This is a genomic window from Streptomyces sp. NBC_01116 (assembly GCF_041435495.1).
Lineage (GTDB): Bacteria > Actinomycetota > Actinomycetes > Streptomycetales > Streptomycetaceae > Streptomyces.
Map to the genome: position 1 here is coordinate 3103881 of NZ_CP108644.1, position 18039 is coordinate 3121919.

The following is an 18039-nucleotide window of genomic DNA, read 5'->3' on the forward strand; positions in this document are numbered from 1 at the left end:
CGGGTACAACCCGCGCCGGAAGGACGGGTCACCCGAGGGGGTCCGTTCGAGTGACGCGGAGGGCGGAGTCACGCACCCCGGGGGCGTGCCGGGAGCACGTTCGAGCCCCGTACCGTCAGGGCACGGGGCTCGGTGCTCGGCGCTGCCGCAGGGGCTCGCGTCAGGGCTTCACGGCGATCCGGCCCTCGTCCATCCGCAGCAGCAGCAGCCGCTCACCGGTCTTGTCGAGGAATTCGTCGACCGCCTGCCGCGATCCCTGCCAGTAGCCGTAGTCGTCGATGAGGAGCACCCCGCCGGATACCAACCGGGAGTACAGGTGCTCCAGTTCGTGCTTCGTGGAGGCGTACCAGTCGGTGTCCAGGCGCAGGATGGAGATCTGCTCGGGGGCCTGCGCGGGAACGGTGTCCTCGACCCGCCCCTGGACGTAGTGGACGCGCTCCTTCGGGTACGGGACGCTGTCGAAGCCCGCCTTCACGTCCTCCAGCGAGGCGACCGCCCAGATCGGCCGGTCCTTGCCCTGGGCGTCCAGCAGCTCCTGGGCGGGCCGCCCGTCGCGCCGCAGGTCCTCGGCGGTGGGCGGGGTCATGCCCTCGTACGTGTCGAAGAGATACAGGTCGCGCTCGGTCTCGCCGACGGAGAGCAGGGTCCGGGCGCAGGCCTGCATGGAACCGCCGCGCCAGACGCCGCACTCGACGATGTCACCGGGGATCTCGTGGCGGGCGATGTGGCGGGTGGCGAGGATGAAGGCGTTGAGCCGCTCCGGCGAGGTCATGGAGTACGGCTTGACCGCGCGGATGATCTCCTTCGCCTCGTCGTCGTAGTCCGCCGGGAACGCGAGCGCGGGCTTCTCCCGGGGCTTCGGAGCCGCTACGGGGGCGGGTGCGGCGGCCGGATCCGGTGCGGGGGCGGTGCGGGCGGCGGGCACCGTGACGCGCCTGAGCTGGTATCCGGTGAGCTGCTGAAGGACGCCGTTGACGGCGTTGCGCCAAGCCATGCCCCGGGACAGTACGCGCGGTTTGCGCCGCATGTCATCTTTCGTCAACCTGCCATTGATCGGGGCGGGTCCTGTTCGAGTGAGGGCTCCTGCGCGGGCACGGTCCCCGGGCGGCCGCACGCCTCACGGCCGTCCAGCGGCCGGGGCAGCGGGACGCCGTCCACGCCGCCGACCCGGTTCGCCCACCACACCGCCAGCTCCCGTACGGCGAACATGGTGAGGCGCGGGTAGCGGGCCGGCTTGCGGAAGACGCCGACGGAGTCGCCCCAGTAGGCGGCCTTCCCGTCGATGGCGCGGTAGTCGTGCCAGATGCCCTTGCGCGGCGGGAAGTCGGTGTAGGCCTCGCGCAGTTCGAGCCGCGAGTGGGCGGCGAGCGCGCGGAACCCGTCGGGGTAGTAGCGCCAGCAGTCCTGCGCGTCGTGGACGTGGCCGCGCGAGGGTGCGGTGATGAACGCGTGTCCGCCCGGCTTCAGGATCCGGGCGATCTCCAGCATCGACGCCCAGAAGAACGGGATGTGCTCGAACGCCTGCCCGGACAGCACCACATCGGCGCTGTTGGAGCGGGCGGGGATGCGGTACGGCTTCTTCATCACGGCGTCGACGTTGGGGCCGTCCTGCACGTCGACCCCGAAGTAGTCGACAGGGTGGTCGGCGAGCAGCGCCCGGTGGGTGCGGGTCTGCTTGCCGGAGATACGCGATCCGAGGTCGACGACGCGGTAGGCGCCGGTGCCCGCGCCGGACGCGGCCCTTCCGCGAGACCTCCCGCCGGGCCCTTCGGCTGCCCCTTTGCCGGGCCCTTCGACGGGCAGATACTCCCTGATGCAGAGTTCCATCTGCTCGTAGGCGGACCGGTGCATGGACGTCTCCCAACATGGCGGGGTGAGCGGGCTGTTGGGCTCAACGACCGCGCGGCGCGGAGGAATCGGCACGGAGGGTCCGCCGTGAGCCATTCGGGTGGCGGGACGCGCGACCGGCCGGAGGGGCGGGGCCCGTCACAGGGACGGGGCGAAGAACCGCCGGACGACGCGTTCCGCCGCGCGCCCGTCGTCGTACGGGCAGAACCGCTCCCGGAACGCGGCGCGCAGCGCGGCCGCCTCCGGTGACCGCCACTCCCCCGTCCGGAACACGTCGGCCAGCCGGTCGGGGGTGGTGGTGACGATGCCGGGGGTGTCGCCGGGCCGCCCGGAGAGCAGGTCGAAGTAGGTCCCGCGTGCGGCCCGGTAGGCGGCCCAGTCGGGGGCGTGGACGACGATCGGGCGGTCCAGGCAGGCGTAGTCGAAGACCAGGGAGGAGTAGTCGGCGATCAACGCGTCGGCGGCCAGGCACAGTTCCTCGACCCGGGGATGCCCGGTGACGTCGACGACCCGCGCCGCCCCTGTCCGGCCGAGCCCGGCGGACCGCCCGTAGAAGTAGTGGGCCCGCACCAACAGGACGTACTGCGGACCCAGTTCGCGGGCCAACCGCTCGGGGTCGAGATCGGGCACGAAGCCGTCGCGGTAGTCGCGGTGGGTCGGTGCGTGGAGCAGGACGGTCTGCCCCCGGGCGATGCCCAGTCCGGCGCGGATGCTCGCGATCTCCTCGGCGGTGGCGGTGGAGTAGGCGTCGTTGCGGGGGTAGCCGGTCTCCAGCCGTTCGTACCCGCCCGGGTAGACGCGGTCCCAGACCTCGGTGCTGTGCGGGTTGGCGGAGAGGCTGAAGTCCCACTGGCCGACATGGGCGAGGATCTTGGCGAAGTCGGTCTTCCGGGCGAGGGCGGGGTACGCGCGCTGGTCCAGCCCCATGGTCTTGAGCGGAGTCCCGTGGTGGGTCTGGAGATAGCGCTGACCGGGCCGTTTGGTGAAGCCGCCGGGAAAACTGGAGTTGTTGACCAGGTAGGTGGCGGTGGCCATGGCCCGCCAGTAGGGGCGCGAGCCCTCGATGACGTACGGCACGCCCGGCTCCATCCGGTCGCGGTGCCGGGACGAGACGACCCACACGCCCTTGACCCGCGGGGCCAGCTCACGGGCCTTGGCGTGGATCGCGGCGGGATTGCAGGCGACGCCCCGGTTCCAGTAGGCCCCGTAGACGGCGAGGTCCGGGTCGAGCGGGCGGTGCAGGTCGGTGCGGTAGGCGGCCCGCATGGCCTGGCGACGCACGAACCGCTTCACGGAAGCTCGGGTGGGCATGGCAGCCGAGCGTAATCGCGGACCGGGACGGCCGAGGAGCCGCGTTCACCCGTTCGGGTCAGCGCCGGTGACCCCGGGACCCGCCCCCTGTTGACCAGGACATGAAGCCACCGCTGCCACCGCTCCTCAGCGTCGTCGTCCCCGTCCACAACGTCGAGGCCTACCTCGATGACTGCCTGCGGTCGGTGGCGGACCAGACCCTCGAAGCGATCGAGGTGGTCATGGTCGACGACGGTTCGACGGACGGCAGCGCCCGGATCGCGGCGGAGTTCGCCGCCCGGGACAGCCGCTTCCGGCTGGTGCGGCAGCGGAACGCGGGCCTGAGCGCCGCCCGCAACACCGGCGTCCGGCACACCACCTCCACCGTCCCCTACCTGGCGTTCGCCGACAGCGACGACATCGTCGTGCACGACGCGTACGAGCGGATGACGGCCTCGCTGGAGTCGACCGGCTCCGATCTGGCGACCGGAAACGTGTGGCGGCTGACCGCGCAGGGGCGGCAGCAGGCGTGGCAGTACCGCTGGCTGACGGCCACCCGCACCCGCACCCACATCACCCGGGACCCGCGCCTGCTGGCGGACCGGGTGGCGTGGAACAAGGTGTTCCGGCGCTCCTTCTGGGACGCGCACGGCTTCGCCTTCCCCGTGGGCAAGCTGTACGAGGACACCCCGGTGATGATCCCCGCGCACCATCTCGCCGGGTCCGTCGACGTCCTGCACGAGCACGTCTACCACTGGCGGGTGCGGGAGGGCTCGATCACCCGGCGGCGTACGGACGTCACGGGCGTACGGGACCGGATCGCCGCGTGCGAGCAGGTCAGCGCGTTCCTGGGGGGCCGGGACGCGGGACAGCGGCGGGCGTACGACGCGTCCTGCCTGCGGGACGACTTCGGGTACTTCCTGGACGGCCTGCCGTTGGGCGGCGAGGCCTACCGGACGGCGTTCCTGGAAGGCGCCGGGGCCTTCGTCGACCGGGCGGGGCCCGGGGCGCTGGAGGGACTGCCGGTGGAGCTGCGCGTCAAGTGGTCGCTGGTGCGGGAGCGGCGTCTGGACGACCTGCTGGAAGTCCTCGCCTTCGAACGGGCCAACGGGGCGGGCACGTTCGCGGTCGAGGGACTGCCGGGGCGGCGGCGGGCGGTCTACCCCGGCGTGCGCGGCGCGAGCGCCCGGCTCGCGCGCACGGACATCCCCGCCGTGGCGCGGTTGCTGGAGGCGCGCTGGGGCGCGGACGGGAGGCTGCGGCTGCGCGGGTACGCGTATCTGCGCAACCTGCCCGCCGCCTCCGCCCGGCAGCGGCTCACGGTGGGGATGGTCCGGGCGGAGCGCGGACATCAGGTGCGACCGGTGCCGGTGCGGTCCGTGTCCGCGCCCGAGGCGACGGTGAACTCCGGCCAGGAGCTGCACGGCTACGACCACGCGGGCTTCGAGATGGTCCTGGACCCGGACCGGCTGCCCGCGACGGCGGACGGCCGCGGCTGGCTCGTCGGCCTGGTCCTCGCCGTCCCCGGGACGGTACGCCGGGTGGCGGTGCGCGCCCCGGACGCGGGCGCGGACCAGCCGCTCGTCCACGACCTGGGCGACGGGCGGCGGGCGGTGCTCGACTACCGGGGCGGCCGGCTCCGGCTGACCGTGACGCGCCTGCGGGCACGGGCCGAGGGGCACCGGACCGCCGGGGCGCAGGGGGCCCCGCTGGAACTCACGGGCCGGCTCCTCGGCGGGAGCGGGAGCAGACCGACGGCGCTGGTGCTGACACGCGAGAGCGAAGAGGGGAGCGAGGAGCGCGCGGGGAGCGAGGAGCGCTCCTGTCCGGTGGAGTACGCGGAGACCGCCGGCGACGGGGGGCGCGGGCCGGACGGGGTCGGGTTCACGGTGCGGGTGCCGCTCGCCGGTCTCGCCGCCGCCCCGCCCTCCCCGCACCGGGCCCCCCGCGAGGTCGAGGCGGCGGGCGGGGCGCGCTGGCGGGTCCGGCTGCTGCTCGCCGACGGCGCCCGCGTCCCGCTGCCCGCCGCCCCGGACCTGCCGCCGCCCGCGTGCGCGGACCCGGCGGGCAACCTGGTGCTGGACCTGTCGGGGCCGCCGTACGCGGACCGGGTGGAGCACACGCCGGAGGGAGCCCTGCGCGTCTCGGGGACGTACGGTCCGCCCGCTCCGGGGGCGACGGCCGCGTCCGGGGACCGACTCGTCCTGCGCCACGAGACGCTGCACGAGACGGTTCCGGTCGCGGTCGACTTCGTGGAAGCCGGTACCGGGAACATCGCGGAAGGCGGTACGGGGACCACCGCGAAGGCCGCCGTGAACGGGGCTTCGAGCACGGGCGTGGGCTCGGGCGGGAGCGCACACCGGCCCCCCGCCCCCGCGCCGCCGCACCGCTTCTCCGCGCTGATCGCCCCGCCGCTCCCGGAAGGCCGCTGGGAGATCCGCCTGGACGGCCGCCCCGTACGCGTCCTCGGCTCCGCCGCCGCGCGGCTCCCCCGCGGCGGCGGAGCCGACAGCGCCCTGCGTCCGGAGCGGCGGCACGGCGACCGGCTGTCCGTCGTCGCGGGGCCGGAGTCGCAGGCGGAGGCCGCCGGGCGGAGCGCGTACGGCAGGCGACTCCTGCGCGCCGCGCACTACCGCGACGGGCGCACGCGCCTCCCGCTCCGCGACACCGTGCTCTACGCGGGCGGCGACTCCCCGCGCGCCGTACACGCCGAGCTCGTGCGCCGGGGCACGGAGACCGAGCACCTGTGGGTCACCGGTACCGCCCCCGGCCGCACCACCCACGTCCCGCCCGCCGCGCGGGCCGTCCCCGTGCACAGCGCCGCCTGGTACGAGGCGCTGGCCCGGTCCCGCCGGATCGTCACGGACGAGCAGCTGCCCGGGTGGTTCGAGCGGCGGCCGGGCCAGACGGTCGTCCAGACCTGGCACGGGACCCCGCTCGGCCGGTTCGGCGGCAGCCTGACGGACACCCTCTACGCCGACCACCAGTACCTCGCCACCCTGCCGCGGCGGTCGGCCCAGTGGTCGGTGCTGGTCTCCCCGAGCCGCTTCGCCACCCCGTGGCTGCGCCGGTCGCTGGGGTACGAGGGCGAGGTGCTGGAGGCCGGGTCGCCCGCCAACGACGTGCTGTTCCCGCCCGACCGGGACAAGGCCGCCGAGGAGGTCCGGCGCGCGCTGGGCGTCCCGGAGGACCACCGCGTCGTGCTGTACGCCCCGACCTACCGCGACCACCTGGCCCATCCCCCGGCGGCGTCCGCCGACCGCACGGCCCCCGGCCCGTACCGCTGGGACCCGGCACTCGACCCGGGAGCCCTGGCCCGGGCCCTCGGCCCCGGCCACACGGTGCTGGTGCGCCGCCACCCCCGGGTCACGGGCAGCGTCCCGGCCGGGCCCGGCGTGCTCGACGTCTCGCACCACCCGGGGGCCGCGGGGCTGCTCCTGATCGCCGACGTCCTGGTGACGGACTACGCGGGGCTGATGTTCGACTTCGCGCTGACGGGCCGCCCGATGCTCTTCCACACGTACGACCTGGAGCACTACCGCGACACCGTGCGCGGCTTCTGCCTGGACTTCGAGACCCGGGCGCCGGGGCCGCTGCTGGTCACGACGGACGAGGTGGCGCAGGCGCTGCGCGACACCGGGTCGCTGACGGCCCGGCACGCCGACGCGTACGAGAGCTTCCGCCGCGACTACTGCGATCTGGACGACGGCGGCGCGGCGGCCCGGGTCGCGGACCGGCTGCTGGCGGAGACGCCCTGAGGAATCCGGGAATCCGGGGCCCGGAATCCCTCGGACGGGTGGCGGCGGGGAGAGCGGGCCCGCCGCACGGAACCCATGAGGCGTGCCCCTCTTCTCCGCTGCCTCCTCCGCCCCGTCCTCCGGTGCCCCGCCCTCCGGCCGCCCGCCCGCCTCGACCGGAGGCGACGGGGCCGACGGGGCGGTCCGGCCTCCCCTGTGGCTGCCGTCGCCGTACCTCGTGCTGGGCGGCCTGCTGTGGGCGGTGCTGTCGGCCGCGGCCTGGCAGGCCCCGCTGTGCTGCGAGGCCGGACTCCAGGCGGCGGTCGTCGAACGGCTGCGGGTGAATCTGCTGCACCCGGCGTTCCCGATGACCGACCTGCCCGCCGTGGCGAGCGCGCACTACTCCCCGTACGCGCTGCTCCAGGGGCTGGCCGCCCGGGCGAGCCGGCTCTCGGGCCCGTCCGTCGTGGCGGTGGCCGCGTCGGTGAACCTGCTGCTCCTGCTCACCGGGATCGGCCGGCTCACCCGGCTGCTGACCCCGAACCGCTGGGTTCCGGTCCTCGTGCTGGTGCCGCTGGCCCTGATCCACTGGGCGGACCCGGCCCGTTGGAGCGCGCCGAGCACCTTCGCGGTCGCGGTCACCCTGCACCTGTGGGCGTGGACCGGCCGGGCGACCGCCCGGACCGCCCGCCCCGGTGACCCGAAGCCCGGCCGGACGCCCCGGTGGGCGGAGGCGGCCGGCATCGGCGTGCTCCTCGGGCTCGTCCTGCTGGTCCACCCGCCGACGGCGATCGGCGCGGCGATCGGGTGCGTCGCCCTGATCGCCGTCCGGACGCGGACCCGGATCCGGCCGACCCTGTGGCGGTGGACGTTCGCCGTCGTGTGCGCGGTGGCCGTGGCGTCGCTGTGGCCCTACTACAACGGGCTCACCGCCCCGCGCACCCCCGCCGACGGCCGGACCACGGGCCCGCCGGCGACCAAGGGGGTGCGGGCGGCCGGGGAGCCGTACGCCTGGGCGACCGCGCACGTGCCGCCGGGCGAGGTGGTCCTGACGGACAGCCGCCCGGCGATGTACGCGCTGGCCGGGCACGGGGCGTACGTACTGGCCGACGCGCTGCCCGACGCGGGGCTCGCGCGCACGGAGCGGCGGGAGCGGAGCCGGGCGGTGGCCGCCTACCTCGACGTGTCGACCCCGCAGGCCCGGCGGGACGGGATCACCGCCCGGTACGGGGTGCGGTGGCTGCTGCTGACCCGTTTCCAGCGCCTGCCCGAGAACGCGACGATGCTGGCGTTCAGCCCGGCGACGGGCGAGGTGCTGGCGCGGGTACCGGCGGGCTGAGCGTCTTCAGACGTGCTGGAGGGCCGCGACCGCCGAGGCGGCCAGATCGTCCAGGTAGCCCTTCGGCAGTTCGCCGCGGACCACGACGAGCCGCCAGTACAACGGCCCGACGATCAGGTCGAGCGCCCGGTCCGGATCGCTGCCCTCGGGCAGCTCCCCCCGGGCCACCGCCTCCCTCACCACCACGGCGGCGACGCCCTGCTGCTGGTCCAGGAGCGCGGCCTTGATCGCCTCGGAGATGTCCGGATTCCGGGCCGCCTCGACCAGCAGGTCCGGGATGACCTGGGAGGCGACCGGGTGGCGCAGGGCGTACGCGGCCAGTTCCAGGACGGCGCGCACGTCCCCGTACAGCGAACCGGTGGCCGGGGCGGGCATCCCCTGGGCGGCGACGGCCGCGACCAGGTCGAGGACGAGCGCCAGCTTGGACTTCCAGCGACGGTAGACGGCGGTCTTGCCGACGCCCGCGCGCCGGGCGATGCCCTCGATGGACATCCGGGCGAACCCCACCGCGGCGAGTTCCTCGAAGACGGCGGCGCGGATGGCGTCCGTCACGTCCTCACGCAGGACGGCGGCGCCCGCTGGGGCGCGGCGGCGGGTTCCCCGTTCGGTGGTCATGGCCCGCATGATAGTCGGCCGCGACGAAACGGTTGCGTTGCGACGTAGAAGCGCCCTACTCTCAGCGTTACGACGATACGGTCCCGTCCCAACGAGGGCGTCCCCACGGGACCGTATCGTTCCGTCGCCGTACCGCCCCACCGCGCCACCGCCCGACCGTTCCGGGCGTTCGGGCGTCGTCCCCCCTCCCGCTTCCATCGAAAGCGACCGTTCGTGGTGAGCCAGACAGCAGCTCCGCCGTCCCCGGTGAGCACCCCCGCCCAGAACGTCCCCGCCTACGCACCCGGTGAGCTGGCCGCCCTGGCCGCCCGGCACGGCCTGACGGTCAGCGGCGCCCGGCCCTCGCTGCCCGCCTACATCCGGCAGCTGTGGGGGCGGCGGCACTTCATCGCCGCGTTCGCGACGGCCAAGCTGACCGCCCAGTACAGCCAGGCGAAGCTCGGCCAGATCTGGCAGATCATGACGCCGCTGCTGAACGCGACGGTCTACTACTTCATCTTCGGCGTCCTGATGAACACCAAGCACGGGGTGGAGGACTTCGTCCCGTTCCTGGTCACCGGGGTCTTCATCTGGACCTTCACCGCCAGCTCGATCACCGCGGGCACGCGGGCGATCAGCGGCAACATCGGCCTGGTGCGGGCCCTGCACTTCCCGCGCGCCTCGCTGCCGGTGGCCCTCGCCCTCCAGCAGCTGCAGCAGCTGCTGTTCTCCCTCGGCGCGCTGACCGTGATCCTGCTGGTGTTCGGCCAGTACCCGCGCCCGTCCTGGCTGCTGGCCGTCCCCGCGCTCGCGCTCCAGGCGCTGTTCAACACCGGGGTGTCGATGGCCGTGGCCCGGCTGACGGCGAAGACCCCGGACATCGCGCAGCTGACACCGTTCGTGCTGCGGACCTGGATGTACTCCTCCGGCGTGATGTGGAGCCTGGACCACCTGCTCAAGGGCGACCGGGTGCCGCACGCGGTGATGGTGGCGCTGGAGTACAACCCGGCGGCGCTCTTCATCAACCTCATGCGGTACGCCCTCATCGACAGCTACACCTGGGCGCAGTTGCCGCCGTTCGCGTGGGCGGTCGCGGCGGGCTGGGCGCTGCTGTGCGGTGTGGCCGGATTCGTGTACTTCTGGAAGGCCGAGGAGACGTACGGACGTGGCTGACCTCAAGAACTCCCCCGGGGACGACCGTGTCCCGACGGTCGTCGTCGACGACGTCCACATCACGTACACGGTCAACGGCGCCCGTACGGGCAGGGGCAGCGCGACCTCGGCGCTCAGCCGGCTCACCACCCGCCGCCGCACCCCCGGCGCACGCCAGGTGCACGCCGTGAAGGGCGTCAGCTTCGCCGCGTACAAGGGCGAGGCGATCGGCCTGATCGGCTCCAACGGTTCGGGCAAGTCGACGCTGCTCAAGGCGGTCGCGGGCCTGCTCCCGCCGACCCGGGGCAGGGTCCACACCCAGGGCCAGCCGTCGCTGCTCGGGGTGAACGCGGCGCTGATGGGCGACCTGACCGGCGAGCGCAACGTGGTGCTGGGCGGACTCGCGATGGGCATGACCCGCGAGCAGATCCGGGAACGCTACGACGGGATCGTCGACTTCTCCGGCATCAACGAGAAGGGCGACTTCATCACGCTGCCGATGCGCACGTACTCCTCGGGCATGGGCGCCCGGCTCCGCTTCTCCATCGCGGCGGCCAAGAGCCACGACGTGCTCCTGATCGACGAGGCGCTGTCCACGGGCGACGCGAAGTTCCAGCGCCGCAGCAAGGACCGCATCAAGGAACTGCGCGCCGAGGCGGGCACGGTCTTCCTGGTCAGCCACAGCAACAAATCGATCACCGAGACCTGCGACAGGGCCCTGTGGCTGGAGGCGGGCACGCTGAGGATGGACGGCCCGGCGAAGGAAGTAGTGGCAGCGTACGAGACCTTCACCAAGCGCAAGTAACCGACCACGCCCAGCCCACCAGCCCGACCCCCCTCAACCCCCACGGCCACCTCCAGCCCACGCGCCACCTCCAGCCGGCCCGGTCACGCCCAGCCCGCCCGGCGCTTGAGGACATCTTTTCCAGCCCGCCCGACGCCGAGGGGGCCGGCGCCCCTCACAGGCACCGGCCCCCTCACCCCCGTACGGCAACGCCTACACGTGCGTACGCAACAACGTCCGCATCGTCCGCATGGCCACGGACAGATTCGCCAGGTCGAACGCGTCCGACCCCTGGATCTCCTCCAGCGTCGACCGCGACCGGGCAAGAATCGCCGCGTTCTTCGACTCCCACGCCGTGAACCGCTCCTCCGGCGTGGACGACCCGTTCCCCACGCTCAGCACGTCCGACGTGAGCGCCGCGTGCGCCGCGTACAGGTCCTCGCGGATGGAGGCGCGGGCCATGGACTGCCAGCGGTCGGCCCGCGGCAGCTCGATGATCCGGTCCATCAGCTGGGTGATCCGCAGCCGGTCCGCGAGGTCGTAGTAGACCTCGGCGACCTCCAGCGGATCCTGGCCCGTACGGTCGGCGATGGCCACGATGTCCAGCGCCGGGAAGGCGGAGGAGAACCCGGCCACCCGGACCGCCAGCCCGTCCGGCACACCGGCGGCCGTCAGCTCGTCCAGGATCGAGTGGTACCAGTCCAGGTCCGCGCCCTTGACCAGCTTGGGCAGCTCGTCCCAGACCCGGGCGACGCCGTCCCGGAAGCTCCGGATCGTCTCCGCGATGGCAACGGGCTGCGGCCGGTTGCCCAGCAGCCAGCGCGAACCGCGCTCGACCAGCCGCCGCGAGTGCAGCCGGATCCGGGTCTGGACCTCGGCGGCGACCTTGTTGTCGAGCGCCTCGACCGCGTCCCACACCTCCGACAGGCCGAAGATCTCACGGGCCGTGAACTGGGCCCGGACGATCTCCTCGATCGACGCCCCGGTCTCCTCGCGCAGCCGGTGCAGGAAGGTCGAACCAGCGGTGTTCACCGTGTCGTTGACCAGGACCGTCGTGATGATCTCGCGCCGCAGCGCGTGCCCGTCGACCGCCTCGGGGAACCGCTCGCGCAGCTCGCTCGGGAAGTAGGCGTGCACGAGCTTCTGCAGGTGCGGGTCGTCCGGCAGGGCCGTGGAGATCAGCTCGTCCGCCGTCGTGATCTTGGTGTAGGCGATCAGCACGGCCAGCTCGGGCTGGCTCAGCCCCTTCTCGTTGCTGAGCAGCTCCCGGATGTGCCGGTCGGCGGGCAGGAACTCCAGCGCCCGGTCGAGGGCGCCGTCGCGCTCCAGGCGGCGCATGAAGCGCTGCTGGGCGTGGAGCAGGGACGGGGCCTGGGCGGAGGCGTTGGAGAGCGCGACGTTCTGCGCGTAGTTGTTGCGCAGGACGAGCTTGCCGACCTCGTCGGTCATGTCGGCGAGCAGCTTGTTGCGCTGCTTGACGGTCATGTCGCCGTCCCGCACCAGACCGTTGAGCAGGATCTTGATGTTCACCTCGTGGTCGGAGGTGTCCACACCGGCGCTGTTGTCGATCGCGTCGGTGTTGATCCGGCCGCCGCTGCGGGCGAACTCGATGCGGCCGAGCTGGGTGGCCCCGAGGTTGCCGCCCTCGCCGACGACCTTGGCCCGCAGGTCCTCGCCGTTGACGCGGATCGCGTCGTTGGCCTTGTCGCCGACGTCCGCGTTCGACTCGGGGACGGCCTTGATGTACGTGCCGATCCCGCCGTTCCACACCAGGTCGACGGGGGCCTTGAGGATGGTCTGCATCAGGTCGGCGGGCGTCATCTTGCTCACCGAGGGGTCGATGCCGAGCGCCTCGCGGACGTGCGAGTTGAGCGGGATCGACTTGGCGCTGCGCGGGTGGATCCCGCCGCCCGCCGAGAGCAGGGCCGTTTCGTAGTCGGCCCAGGAGCTGCGGGGCAGATCGAAGAGCCGGCGCCGCTCGGCGTACGAGGTGGCGGCGTCCGGGTTCGGGTCGATGAAGATGTGCCGGTGGTCGAAGGCGGCGACGAGGCGGATGTGCTCGGAGAGCAGCATCCCGTTGCCGAACACGTCGCCGGACATGTCACCGACGCCGACGACGGTGAAGTCCTCGGTCTGGGTGTCGTGGCCCAGCTCCCGGAAGTGCCGCTTGACGGACTCCCAGGCGCCCCGGGCGGTGATGCCCATGCCCTTGTGGTCATAGCCGGCCGAGCCGCCGGAGGCGAACGCGTCGCCGAGCCAGAAGCCGTACGCGACGGCGACCTCGTTGGCGATGTCGGAGAAGCTCGCCGTGCCCTTGTCCGCGGCGACGACGAGGTAGGTGTCGTCCTCGTCGTGCCGGACGACGTCGGCGGGCGGCACGACCTCGCCGGCCACCATGTTGTCGGTGATGTCGAGCAGCGCGGAGATGAACGTGCGGTACGCGGCGATGCCCTCCGCGAACCAGGCGTCGCGGTCCACGGACGGGTCCGGGAGCTGCTTGGCGACGAAGCCGCCCTTGGCGCCGACGGGCACGATGACGGTGTTCTTCACCATCTGCGCCTTGACCAGGCCGAGGATCTCCGTACGGAAGTCCTCACGCCGGTCCGACCAGCGCAGCCCGCCCCGGGCGACCTTGCCGAAGCGCAGGTGGACGCCCTCCACGCGCGGCGAGTAGACCCAGATCTCGTACGCCGGCCGAGGTGCGGGCAGGTCCGGGATGGCCTGCGGGTCGAACTTCATCGAGACGTACGAATGCGGGGTGCCGTCCTCCGTGTGCTGGAAGAAGTTGGTCCGCAGGGTGGCCTTGATGACGGTGAGGAAGGACCGCAGGATCCGGTCCTCGTCGAGCGAGGCGACCTGGTCCAGGGCCCCGTCCAGCTCCTCCAGGAGCCCGTCGGTCAGCTCGGTGCCGGCGCTCTGGCGGCCGGGCGACATGCGGGCCTCGAAGAGCGAGACGAGCAGTCGGGTGGTGTGGACGTTGTTGCGGAGCGTGGACTCCATGTAGTCCTGGCTGAAGGTCGAACCCGCCTGCCGCAGGTACTTCGCGTAGGCGCGCAGCACCATGGCCTGCCGCCAGTTGAGTCCGGCGCCGAGGATCAGGGCGTTGAAGCCGTCGTTCTCCGCCTCGCCCTTCCAGACCGCGGCGAACGCCTCCTGGAAGCGGGCGCGGGCGTCGTCGGCGAGATAGCCGCCGTTGCCGTTGGCCAGCGGCATCCGCAGCCCGAAGTCGTAGATCCAGGCGTGGGTGCGGTCCGCGCAGCGCAGCTCGTACGGCCGCTCGTCGACGACCTCGACGCCGAGCTGCTGGAGCGCCGGGAGGACGGCGGAGAGGGAGACCTGCTCGCCGGTCCGGTAGATCTTGAAGCGGCGCTCGTCGGGGCCCGCGCCGACCGGCTCGTACAGGCTGAGGGCGAAGTCCTTCTCGCCCTGCTTGAGGGTCTCCAGATGGACCAGGTCGGCGACGGCGGCGCGCGGCGAGTGGTCGGCCTTGTAGCCCTCGGGGAACGAGTGGCCGTACTGGCGCTGGAGTTCCGCGCCGCGCTCCTCGCCCAGCTCGGCGGTGAGCGCCTCCTGGAAGCCGTCGGCCCAGGAGCGGGCGGCCTCGACGAGGCGGGCCTCGATGCGGTCGGCGTCGGCGTCCGTCAGGTGCGGCAGCTCGGTGCCGGCCGGGACGCGGATGACGAAGTGCAGCCGGGAGAGGATCGATTCGGTGTTCCAGGCGGTGAAGTCGACGCTGTTGCCGCCGAGCTCCTCCTTGAGGATGTCGATCAGCCGCAGGCGTACGCCGGTGGTGTACCGGTCGCGCGGCAGGTAGACGATCGCGGAGTAGTAGCGCCCGTACTCGTCCTGGCGCAGGTAGAGCCGCAGCCGGCGGCGCTCCTGGAGGTAGAGGACGGAGGTCACGATGGAGCGGAGCTGGTCGACGGGTGTCTGGAACAGCTCGTCGCGGGGGTAGGTCTCCAGGATCTGGAGCAGGTCGCGGCCGTCGTGGCTGTTGTACGAGAAGCCCGCGCCCTCGACGACCTCGGCGACCTTGCGGCGGATGACGGGCACCCGGCGCACCGACTCGGTGTAGGCGGCGGAGGAGAAGAGCCCGAGGAAGCGCCGCTCGCCGACGACGTTGCCCTTGGCGTCGAACTTCTTCACGCCGACGTAGTCGAGGTAGCTGGGGCGGTGCACGGTGGCCCGGCTGTTGGCCTTCGTCAGGACGAGGAGCTTGTGCTCGCGGGCCTTGGCGCGGGCGTCGGCGGGCAGCCGGTCGAAGGACGGGCTGACCGGGTGGGCCTCGTCCTCGTTGTGGTGCGGGTCGGAGCGCAGGATGCCGAGCCCGGTGCCGGGCACGGCGGCCAGCGCGTCGCTGTCCTTCAGCTCGTACTCGCGGTAGCCGAGGAAGGTGAAGTGGTCGGCGGCCAGCCAGCGCAGCAGCTCGCGGGCCTCGTCGACCTCCTCGTCGGCGAGGTCGTCGAGCGGTTCGCCGGGCAGGTCGTCGGCGATCCGGAGGGCGGCTTCGCGCATCTTCCCCCAGTCCTCGACGGTCTCCCGCACGTCGGACAGGACGCGCAGCAGGTCGGCGGTGATCTGCTGGAGGTCGGCGCGGTCGGTCTCGCGGTCGATCTCGACGTGGATCCAGGACTCGACGAGCGCGTCGTGGGGCAGCTCGGCCGTGGCGTCCTTGGACTTCTTCCGGCCCTGGGTGGCCTTCGGGAGGCCGGGGCCGCCGGAGAGGACCTCGATGAGCTTGCCGGTGACGTCGCGGCGGACGGTGACCTGCGGGTGGATCACGACGTGGATGCCACGCCCCTGCCGGGACAGCTCGTTGGTGACGGAGTCCACCAGGAAGGGCATGTCGTCGGTGACGACCTCGACGACGGAGTGGCTGCAGGTCCAGCCGTTCTCCTCGACGGTCGGGGTGTGCACCCGGACGTTCGCGGTGCCCTGCGGACGGTTCTCGGCGAGCCGGTAGTGCGAGGCGGCGGCGCCGAAGACGTCGACCGGGTCACGGCCGCTGAGGTCCTCCGGAGCCGTATGCAGGTAGTAGCGCTGGAGGTAGGCGAGCACCGTGTCCTGACCGGGACGGGCGCCCTCGTCGGCCCCGGCAGCGGAAACCCGCGCCCGGGGGGCACCTCCCGGGCCACCGACACCACCGCCCGGACCGTTGTCAGCTACCTTGGCGGCCCCTGCGAGCAGCTCGGCCTTGGCTTCGTCCAGCTTGGTCTGCATGTCCTCTGGCTCCTGTCGCGCGCCGTTGCGTGACGTAGGTGAGAAAAGCGGCGTACCGCCACGACGCGGGGTTTCCGGTCTGGGTCGACGCTATGCCGCTCGGAGAGATACCCGGGACCATATTGGCCATTTTCGGCAGCCGGTCCGGAGTCGGAAGATCGCGGATCGCCCGGGTGCTGTAGCACTCCGGGCGGCGGCCGGGGGCTTCGCTGCCCCCGAGGCGTATCGCGCTGATCACGGCACCAGGCTATCTCCCTCGCACCCTGTTGCGTCATGAGCTGCTTGTGTACAAAAGATCCCCCCGAACTTTGACACTCTGGACAGTGCGCCGTGCCGTCTTGGCGAACTCCCGAAACCGGGGCAGTCTGTCCGTACCGCACGGATCCCGGCCCTGGCACACCATCGGGGCCACCGGCCCCGAGGAGCCCCGCCATGCCGCAGAAGATCCTCATCGTCACCGGCGACGCCGCCGAGTCGCTCGAAGTCCTCTACCCGTACCAACGGCTGCTGGAGGAGGGGTACGAGGTCGACATCGCGGCCCCCGAGCGCAAGACGCTGCGGTTCGTGGTCCACGACTTCGAACCCGGCTTCGACACGTACACGGAGAAGCCCGGCTACACCTGGCCCGCCGACCTGTCCTTCTCCGAGGTCGATCCCGGGGCCTACATCGCGCTGGTGATCCCGGGCGGTCGCGCCCCCGAGTACCTCCGCAACAACGCCGAGCTGCGGAAGATCGTCGGCGCCTTCTTCTCCGCGGACCGCCCGGTCGCGCAGATCTGCCACGGCCCCCTGATCACCGCCGCCACCGGCAGCCTCAGCGGCCGCAACGTCACGGCCTACCCGGCGCTGGAACCGGACATGCAGAGCGCGGGCGCGACCTTCCAGGACACGGAGGCGGTCGTGGACGGCACCGTGGTCTCCTCCCGAGCCTGGCCGGACCACCCGGCCTGGATGCGGGAGTTCCTGAAGGTACTCAAGTCGACCCACCCGTCAGACCTGCCCGCCACCTGACCCGAGCCCGCTAGTCCCGTCCGGCACCTGACCCGAGCCCCCCGACCACACCCCTACTCCCGCCCCGCCGCACCTTCCAGCCCACCCGGTCGCACCTTCCAGCCCGTCCGGCGCTTGAGGACGCCTTTTCAGCTCGTCCCGCCGCGCCTTCCAGCCCGTCCGGCGTTTGAGGACGTCCTTCCAGCCCGCCCGGCCGCGCCTTCCAGCCCGTCCGGCGCTTGAGGACGTCCTTCCAGCCCGTCCGGCGCTTGAGGACGTCCTTCCAGCCCGTCCGGCGCTTGAGGACCGGGGCCCGGGGCAGCGCCCCGAAAACCCGCACCCGGGCACCCCGCACCCCGCGGAGCACCCGCACACCCCACAGGCACCCCCCTACGCGGCAAACGTCTCCGCCAACGCCACCGCCTCCCCCAGGCTGTCCACCACCGGCACCCCCGCCCCCTCCAGACTGCTCCGGCTGTGCGACCCCCCGGTGTACAGCACGGCCCGAGCCCCCACATGCGCCGCCGCCACCGCGTCGTCCACCGCGTCCCCGATGACCACCGAATTCTCCGGCGCGATCCCGCCCACCCCGGCCAGCGCCTCGAAGTGCCGCTCCATGTGGAGCGCCTTGCTCCCGCCGGACGGCCCCGTACGCCCCTCGACGCGGACGAACCGCGGCTCGATCCCGTACCCCCGCACCACCGGCACCAGCTGCTCGTGCCCGTACATGCTCAGCAGCGACTGACTGCGCCCGGCCCGCTGCCACTGGTGCAGCAGCTCCTCCACCCCGGCGGTGAGCCCACAGGCCACCCGCTGCTCCGCGTAGTAGCGGTGGAAGATGACGTCCATCCGCTCCCACTCGGCCTCGGTGGGCAGCCGGCCCAGGAACCGCTCGTAGAACCGAGGTATGGGGATGGTGTACATCTCCCGGTACTGCTCCAGCGTGATCGGCGCCAGCTCGACCTCCGCGAACGCGGCGTTGGTCGCCTGGATGACGGCATGGGTGTCATCCAGCAGCGTGCCGTTCCAGTCCCAGACCAGATGCGTGCGTGTCGTCCCCGAAGTCATACAGAGAAAATACCCGC

General features: G+C 72.6%; 11 protein-coding genes. 5 read left to right on the plus strand and 6 right to left on the minus strand.

Going from position 1 to position 18039, the window contains the following annotated elements; genetic code table 11:
• Nucleotides 1–160: 160 nt before the first annotated feature.
• From OG245_RS13500 to OG245_RS13510, 3 genes are all read right to left on the minus strand, one after another.
• Entirely contained in the window at nucleotides 161–1027 is an 867-nt protein-coding gene (locus OG245_RS13500; protein ID WP_371623760.1) for a TylF/MycF/NovP-related O-methyltransferase, read from the minus strand.
• 11 nt (nucleotides 1028–1038) lie between these two features.
• Nucleotides 1039–1851 (minus strand): methyltransferase domain-containing protein, encoded by an 813-nt coding sequence (locus tag OG245_RS13505; RefSeq protein WP_371623761.1) that lies wholly within the window; start codon nucleotides 1849–1851, stop codon nucleotides 1039–1041.
• Nucleotides 1852–1986: 135 nt separating this feature from the next.
• Complete coding sequence (locus OG245_RS13510; protein WP_371623762.1) at nucleotides 1987–3159, minus strand: CDP-glycerol glycerophosphotransferase family protein; 1173 nt, start codon at nucleotides 3157–3159, stop codon at nucleotides 1987–1989.
• A gap of 101 nt (nucleotides 3160–3260) precedes the next feature.
• Between OG245_RS13510 and OG245_RS13515 the strand changes: the two genes are divergently transcribed.
• The gene (locus OG245_RS13515) at nucleotides 3261–6896 is read left to right on the plus strand and encodes a CDP-glycerol glycerophosphotransferase family protein (RefSeq protein ID WP_371623763.1); all 3636 of its coding nucleotides are present in this window, start codon (nucleotides 3261–3263) and stop codon (nucleotides 6894–6896) included.
• A gap of 82 nt (nucleotides 6897–6978) precedes the next feature.
• Nucleotides 6979–8214 carry a hypothetical protein gene (locus OG245_RS13520; protein WP_371623764.1) on the plus strand — a complete coding sequence of 412 codons (1236 nt, stop codon included), beginning with the start codon at nucleotides 6979–6981 and terminating at the stop codon, nucleotides 8212–8214.
• Nucleotides 8215–8220: 6 nt separating this feature from the next.
• Here the strand turns inward: OG245_RS13520 and OG245_RS13525 are convergent, their stop codons facing one another.
• Nucleotides 8221–8829, minus strand: a complete 609-nt coding sequence (locus OG245_RS13525) for a TetR/AcrR family transcriptional regulator (protein ID WP_371623765.1) — start codon at nucleotides 8827–8829, stop codon at nucleotides 8221–8223.
• 246 nt (nucleotides 8830–9075) lie between these two features.
• Between OG245_RS13525 and OG245_RS13530 the strand changes: the two genes are divergently transcribed.
• Entirely contained in the window at nucleotides 9076–9981 is a 906-nt protein-coding gene (locus OG245_RS13530; RefSeq protein WP_371623766.1) for an ABC transporter permease, read from the plus strand.
• Complete coding sequence (locus tag OG245_RS13535) at nucleotides 9974–10765, plus strand: ABC transporter ATP-binding protein (RefSeq protein ID WP_371623767.1); 792 nt, start codon at nucleotides 9974–9976, stop codon at nucleotides 10763–10765. The genes OG245_RS13530 and OG245_RS13535 overlap by 8 nt, the downstream gene beginning before the upstream one ends.
• A 192-nt stretch (nucleotides 10766–10957) precedes the next feature.
• On the opposite strand, the gene OG245_RS13540 is transcribed toward OG245_RS13535, so the two are convergent.
• Complete coding sequence (locus OG245_RS13540) at nucleotides 10958–15964, minus strand: NAD-glutamate dehydrogenase (protein WP_371623768.1); 5007 nt, start codon at nucleotides 15962–15964, stop codon at nucleotides 10958–10960.
• Nucleotides 15965–16396: 432 nt separating this feature from the next.
• Here OG245_RS13540 and OG245_RS13545 point away from each other — a divergent pair, with 432 nt between their 5' ends.
• Entirely contained in the window at nucleotides 16397–16975 is a 579-nt protein-coding gene (locus OG245_RS13545) for a DJ-1/PfpI family protein (RefSeq protein WP_371623769.1), read from the plus strand.
• 369 nt (nucleotides 16976–17344) lie between these two features.
• Here OG245_RS13545 and OG245_RS13550 read toward each other — a convergent pair whose 3' ends face one another.
• The gene (locus OG245_RS13550; RefSeq protein ID WP_371623770.1) at nucleotides 17345–18022 is read right to left on the minus strand and encodes an HAD family hydrolase; all 678 of its coding nucleotides are present in this window, start codon (nucleotides 18020–18022) and stop codon (nucleotides 17345–17347) included.
• Nucleotides 18023–18039: the final 17 nt, after the last annotated feature.

What these genes read in the sequence shown, in the direction of transcription:
- OG245_RS13510 (WP_371623762.1), bottom strand. Translation starts at nt 3,159, where the DNA reads ATGCCCACCCGAGCTTCCGTGAAGCGGTTCGTGCGTCGCCAGGCCATG.
- OG245_RS13505 (WP_371623761.1), bottom strand. Translation starts at nt 1,851, where the DNA reads ATGCACCGGTCCGCCTACGAGCAGATGGAACTCTGCATCAGGGAGTAT.
- OG245_RS13545 (WP_371623769.1), top strand. Translation starts at nt 16,397, where the DNA reads ATGCCGCAGAAGATCCTCATCGTCACCGGCGACGCCGCCGAGTCGCTC.
- OG245_RS13540 (WP_371623768.1), bottom strand. Translation starts at nt 15,964, where the DNA reads ATGCAGACCAAGCTGGACGAAGCCAAGGCCGAGCTGCTCGCAGGGGCC.
- OG245_RS13550 (WP_371623770.1), bottom strand. Translation starts at nt 18,022, where the DNA reads ATGACTTCGGGGACGACACGCACGCATCTGGTCTGGGACTGGAACGGC.
- OG245_RS13525 (WP_371623765.1), bottom strand. Translation starts at nt 8,829, where the DNA reads ATGACCACCGAACGGGGAACCCGCCGCCGCGCCCCAGCGGGCGCCGCC.
- OG245_RS13515 (WP_371623763.1), top strand. Translation starts at nt 3,261, where the DNA reads ATGAAGCCACCGCTGCCACCGCTCCTCAGCGTCGTCGTCCCCGTCCAC.
- OG245_RS13500 (WP_371623760.1), bottom strand. Translation starts at nt 1,027, where the DNA reads ATGCGGCGCAAACCGCGCGTACTGTCCCGGGGCATGGCTTGGCGCAAC.